Consider the following 1080-nt stretch of genomic DNA (forward strand, 5'->3'; position numbering starts at 1 on the left):
GCGAGCACCCGCAGGGCCCGCACCACGAGCGGCTCGCCGCCCAGCTCCACCAGGGCCTTCGGCCCGCCCATCCGGCGCCCTGCGCCGGCGGCGAGCAGAAGGCCACCGGTCACTTGTTGATCTCGGTGACCGGGTGCTCGTAGGGCACCGAGTCGAGCGGGAACTCGACGTCCCCGAAGGGCGACATGTTGCCCTGCACCGTGCCGAGGAGCTCGGTCAGCGGGTGCTCGCCATCCGGCAGGTCCGGCCACGCGGGGTCGATGCGTCCGGCCTTGAGCGGCTTCGCCACGGCAGTCCTCCACAGTGTTCCGACGGCGTCGGCGCCCAGTATCCCTGATCGCCCCGGCGCGCGGGCGACTACCGTGGCAGGCGATGACGCTCCCGCTGGTCGACTGGCTGCGTGCCCAGGACGACGAGACGCTCGCCGGGCTGCTGCGGCTGCGGCCCGACCTCGCCGTGCCGCCACCCGCCGACCTCACCGTGCTGGCCACCCGGGCCGGGGTCCGGGCGTCGGTCCACCGGGCGTGCGACGAGCTGGACACCGTGACCCTCGCCGTGCTCGAGGCGCTGGTGGTCGCGGACGCCGACCACGCCGTCGTCGAGCGGGGGGAGGTCGCGGCCCTGCTGGGTCCGGACGTCCCCGCCGCGGCCCTGGACGCCGCCCTGGGGGTCCTGCGGGCCCGCGCACTGCTCTGGGGCGACGACGCGGAGCTCAGGTTGGTGCCCGCCGCGCGGGACGTCGTGCCCTCCTATCCCGGCAACCTGGGCAGGTGCGCGGGCGGGCCCGCCGCGTCGAGCGAGCTGTCCGGAACGCTCGCGGACCTCCCCGAGGAGGAGGGCCGGGTCCTCGCCGCGCTGGTCGCCGGGCAGCCGATCGGCCGCAGCCGGTCCGCCACGGACCCCGGCAGCCCCGTCGGGCGGCTGTTGGCCAAGGGGCTGCTGATCCGGGTGGACGGCGAGACCGTCGAGCTGCCGCAGCAGGTGGGGATCGCGTTGCGCGGGGACCGGCCCATGGGCCCGATCTCGGCGGTCCCGCCGGTCCCCGCGACCAAGGAGTGGCCCGCCAGCCAGGTCGACGGC

Annotated in this window: 2 protein-coding genes and 1 pseudogene; 1 reads left to right on the forward strand and 2 read right to left on the reverse strand. The window is 76.4% G+C overall.

Translation table 11 applies throughout. The annotated features are described in order from the left end of the window. The coding region (locus tag H5J29_RS33885; RefSeq protein WP_181784934.1) for an NTP transferase domain-containing protein at window positions 1–113 on the reverse strand (113 nt) is incomplete at its 3' end. After that, window positions 110–289: a hypothetical protein gene (locus H5J29_RS33890; RefSeq protein ID WP_181784935.1), complete on the reverse strand. Its 180-nt coding sequence runs from the start codon at window positions 287–289 to the stop codon at window positions 110–112. The genes H5J29_RS33885 and H5J29_RS33890, both read right to left, overlap by 4 nt. A gap of 83 nt (window positions 290–372) precedes the next feature. On the opposite strand from H5J29_RS33890, the pseudogene H5J29_RS33895 reads away from it, so the two are divergent. Continuing rightward, a pseudogene (locus tag H5J29_RS33895) lies at window positions 373–1080 on the forward strand (helicase-associated domain-containing protein); the annotation flags it as partial.

It is taken from the genome of Pseudonocardia pini, from assembly GCF_013870575.1.
Taxonomy (GTDB): domain Bacteria; phylum Actinomycetota; class Actinomycetes; order Mycobacteriales; family Pseudonocardiaceae; genus Pseudonocardia; species Pseudonocardia pini.